Below are 4,501 nucleotides of genomic sequence, written 5' to 3'. Positions count from 1 at the left end.
GCTACCGCTACCGCTACCGCTACCGCTACCGCTACCGCTACCGCTACCGCTACCGCTACCGCTACCGCTACCGCTACCGCTACCGCTACCGCTACCGCTACCGCTACCGCTACCGCTACCGCTACCGCTACCGCTACCGCTACCGCTACCGCTACCGCTACCGCTACCGAAAAAATGTGTTATCTCAAGCTTATAAGCAAGAGATTATAACAGATATCACCATAAAAAAAGCAAAAAACGACCTTTTTGCTTAAAATTGCTCCTCTTTGTAAGAGAGTCTCTTTTACAAGGAATATTTTCACAAAGACTCTTTGCTTAAAGAGTCGTAAAAGTTATAGTACGTTGCTCTTTCAAAGAAAAATTTATAAATCACTCTCCCTCTAAACCCAAACAAAAATGCATTTTCGACGCACTAACAAACAATGCACCCCCCCTGCAAATCAAAAAAACATTGCCTTTATAAAAGAAGTAACAAAAACCGAAAATGATAATGCCAAGAATGAAAACCTGTGGAATTTCTGCTAATCTCATTAACGAGATATTTTTTTCAACGGGTATAACTTGGCGCAGCGTACATGCATAACGTTCTGCCGCTTGGCGTTTTTCTGAAGACACAATCAAAAAAGGCTATCGTCCGTAGAAAACAGAGGATAATAAGCACAGACTCTCGTTTAAAAGCCTCTTTTAAACAAAGAGACCTTCTCATTATAACAATCTTTTCTAAAGAAAACTTTGTGGGTCAATATCAATCTGAACCCGAACGGAAGAAGGGATTTTCGGTGCATTTGCAAGCATCGCACGGATAAAACCTTGTATATCAAAAGAGCGTTGCCCTTGCAGCAAAAGCCGAAAACGATAACGCCGGCGAATGAGAGCCAGCGGAGCTTCCGCAGGCCCCATCAACGAGATATTTTTTTCAACGGGTGCAACTTGGCGCAACGCACGTGCATAATGTTCTGCCGCTTGGCGTTTTTCTGAAGATACAATCAAAGAAGCAAGCCGCCCATAAGGTGGAAGATGATAATGTTGACGCATAGCAATCTCATAGGTGTAAAAATCTTCTCCTTTTTGCGAAAGCAAAGCTTTTATCACCGGATGATCAGGCTGATAGGTTTGCAAGAGACCTAAACTTTCCAACCCCATACGCCCTGCTCTTCCTGTAACCTGAGACAAAAGCTGAAAGGTACGCTCCCCCGCACGTAAATCGCCATTTGCAAGCCCAAGGTCCGCATCAATCACCCCAACCAGCGATAGTCCTGGAAAATGGTGCCCTTTCGCAACAAGTTGCGTTCCAATAAGAATATCAACATCACCCTTGGCAATTGCTTCCAATTCACGACGCAATTGACCAATCCCCCCTTTGAGATCAGTTGACAAAATCAATTGTCGCGCCTGTGGAAAAAGCGTCCGTGTTTCTTCCGCAATTCTTTCCACACCAGGTCCACAAGCGACAAGATGATCGAGAGTTCCACATTCAGGACAAGCTTCTGGAAGAGGCTGATGATATCCACAATGATGGCATTTAAGTTGCCCTTGCGCCCGGTGCTCAACCAACCAACTCGAACAATCGCTACAATGAAACCGATGACCACAAACCCGACACAAAGTTAAAGGCGCATAACCACGACGATTAAGAAAAAGAAGGGCTTGTTCGCCTTTTTCGAGTGTTTGCTTTAAAGCCTCTTCAAGAGCAAAGGAAATAAAACGTCCTTTTTGCACACCTCCTTGACGCATATCAACCACCCGCAACTTTGGAAGCGCTGCGTCTTTAAAACGTGATGGCAAATGCACCTTTTGATAACGTCCTCTTAAAACATTTGCCTGACTCTCAATCGATGGTGTAGCTGAGGATAAAATAACAGGACAATGCTCAAAAGAGCCGCGTGCAACCGCCATATCACGTGCATGATAAAAAATACGCTCTTCTTGTTTATAAGCCCCATCATGTTCTTCATCGACAACAATCAACCCAAGTTCCTGAAAGGGAAGAAAAAGTGCCGAACGTGCTCCAGCCACAACCCGCACCTGTCCTTCTGCCACCTGTCGCCATACCCGTTCCCGACGACGTGGTGCCAAATCGGAATGCCACTCTGCTGCTGCTGCTCCAAAACGCGTATGAAAACGATCTAAAAATTGTTGTGTTAAAGCAATTTCTGGCAACAAAATCAAAACCTGCTTGCCCTCTATAAACGCTTGGGCAACCGCTTCAAAATACACTTCCGTCTTTCCTGCCCCAGTAACACCATCAAGCAGAAAAACTTGAAACTTTGCAGACACAACACCTTCGCGCAAAAGTTTTGCTGCTTCACTCTGTTCTCCCTCCAACACCGGCGGATCAAAATCCGGATTAGGTAGTGCGACAAGCGCAGATGGCGGCACCACAACCTCTTCAAAAACTCCAAGCGATTTTAACCCTTCAACTACGGAAACAGAAGTTCCTGCCGCATGCGCAAGACCAGAACGTGTCCAAACCTCACCATCGCACGCCAACTCCAAAACCCTTAGACGTGCTGGCGTTAAACGCCCCACATCCCCCCCACAATACCGTAAACCTAGCATTTGTGCTTCTGGTTCTAAAGCAGCTGGCACAGACAAAACCAATCGTGCAACAAGACCCAAAGGCGCCATCGTATATCGACTCACAAAACGCAAAAATGCAATCATCTCTACCTTTAATGGCGGACAATCAAAAACATGGAGGAGAGCACGGAGTTTGTCACGCGCCACCGGTGCAGAACTTTGCCCATCTTTTGCCGTCTGCTCTCCAATGCCAACGACAAAGCCACAAACTTGTCTCCCCATCACTGGAACACGAACAAAAGAACCAACTTCACACTCCATAGAAGAGGGAACTTCATAACTATAAGCCTGTGCAACAGGAAGAGGCACCAAAACCGTAACAATCTTTCTCTCCTTCACATCCTCCGTTACATGTGACTTCATCTTTTGTACCAACTTTTCGTAGTCCCCTTTTATCCCAACGCTGTCCTTACACTTCTATCTTTGACAAGTCATCCGTTATGAAACCCTTCTTGCATAGCCCATCACTCCTCCCATCAAAAATGGCACAGCCAAACACCTCCTGGCAACCCTGTACATTTTTAATGCACACCTCTTCACCACCCTAACAAAACAAGCAACTTTTCTCTCCTCCATAAGAGATGCTCCCATAATTTCATGCCCTATAATTTCATGCATGTGATCCAATCATAAAACAAGATGGGATCTTTAAATGCATGCAATTTATTGTTATCGACAATTTGAAAACGATTAGATCTAACAGTGACCATCTGAGTTTATAAAACGGAACATCTTATGAAGATAAGCTAAGCTGTGCATTTCATTTGAAGATTTACATGCCTCATAATATTTGCATCATGATTTGCTTTTCATGATCTGTTCAGACAAGACAATCTTTTATAAAAAATGATCAATGGGATCGTGGATAGAAATGTGGATTCTAAAGAGAATTTATAGAAAATAAAGGCATCTAATCTCTGAACTTTATTATATTATAATGCGGCTCATAATAAACAGAAACGCTAGCGAGTATGACCTTTCGTGTCGTTTAGCCTCTTTCCCATGCCCAATCTTTTGCTTCTTGCCCATTTATGTTTCAACTTACCATATAAGAGTGCATGTACTCCCTCTTGCTTTTTTCATAAACAATAGCGCATAACAAAAAAACAGAATGAAACATCATCAACTTTGAATAAACAAGCAAAAAACCAAGGAGATGGGAGATGAAATTTTTTGTGGATAGTGCCAATATTGAAGAGATCCAAGAATTACAAAATTTAAACCTTGTTGATGGTGTGACCACCAATCCCTCACTCATCTTAAAATCAGGGCGAAATATTCTTGAAGTTACAAAAGAAATTTGTACCCTCGTGCGTGGACCTGTTTCCGCCGAAGTTGCCGCAACGGAATTTGAAGGCATGATGAAAGAAGCAGCTGTTTTAGCAAAAATTGCTGACAATATTTGCATCAAGCTTCCCTTAACCTTTGCTGGATTAGAAGCCTGTAAAGCTTTAACAGAACAAGGATTAAAAACCAATCTCACACTTTGTTTTTCTGCCACTCAAGCCTTATTAGCCGCCAAAGCAGGCGCAACATTCATTTCACCATTTATTGGCAGACTCGACGATTGCGGAAATGATGGAAGTGAGCTGCTTCATGAAATTCGCACAATTTATGACAACTACAACTTTTCTACGCAAATTTTAGCAGCTTCAATCCGCACCGTTAATCATGTCAAAGAAGCAGCAATAAGTGGTGCAGATGTTGCTACAATCCCACCAGCAATCTTAAAAGCGCTGGTGAAACACCCCCTAACCGAGAAAGGCTTACAAAGCTTCCTTGAGGATTGGAAAAAAACCGGACAAAATATCGCTTAACCTCTTGCAAGATTCCTTACAAAGCAACAGGAAAATCTGTTCAGATAGGTTCCTCAACCACACGTGGCTGTGCATCTTTTCTGCTTGCATCGTTGCATATTCTT

The 4,501-nt window shown here is 43.4% G+C and carries 3 protein-coding genes; 2 read left to right on the top strand and 1 reads right to left on the bottom strand.

The window, feature by feature from the left end:
- The coding region (locus BN200_RS09360) for a hypothetical protein (protein ID WP_195886753.1) at window positions 1-254 on the top strand (254 nt) is incomplete at its 5' end.
- Between the two features lie 466 nt (window positions 255-720).
- Here the strand turns inward: BN200_RS09360 and BN200_RS03620 are convergent.
- Window positions 721-2,943, bottom strand: coding sequence for a primosomal protein N' (locus BN200_RS03620; RefSeq protein ID WP_019221099.1), 2,223 nt, complete (start codon window positions 2,941-2,943; stop codon window positions 721-723).
- A gap of 800 nt (window positions 2,944-3,743) precedes the next feature.
- Between BN200_RS03620 and fsa the strand changes: the two genes are divergently transcribed.
- Window positions 3,744-4,397 carry a fructose-6-phosphate aldolase gene (gene fsa, locus BN200_RS03615; protein WP_019221098.1) on the top strand — a complete coding sequence of 218 codons (654 nt, stop codon included), beginning with the start codon at window positions 3,744-3,746 and terminating at the stop codon, window positions 4,395-4,397.
- Window positions 4,398-4,501: the final 104 nt, after the last annotated feature.

This window comes from Bartonella senegalensis OS02, assembly GCF_000312545.1.
GTDB classification, from domain to species: Bacteria; Pseudomonadota; Alphaproteobacteria; order Rhizobiales; family Rhizobiaceae; genus Bartonella; species Bartonella senegalensis.
Note: the sequence above shows the minus strand (reverse complement) of the source record. Positions and strands in the feature narration are given on the sequence as shown.

Bases quoted from the DNA above. Each gene is read 5' to 3' on its own strand.
- BN200_RS03620 (WP_019221099.1), bottom strand. From the start codon at position 2,943: ATGAAGTCACATGTAACGGAGGATGTGAAGGAGAGAAAGATTGTTACG.
- fsa (WP_019221098.1), top strand. From the start codon at position 3,744: ATGAAATTTTTTGTGGATAGTGCCAATATTGAAGAGATCCAAGAATTA.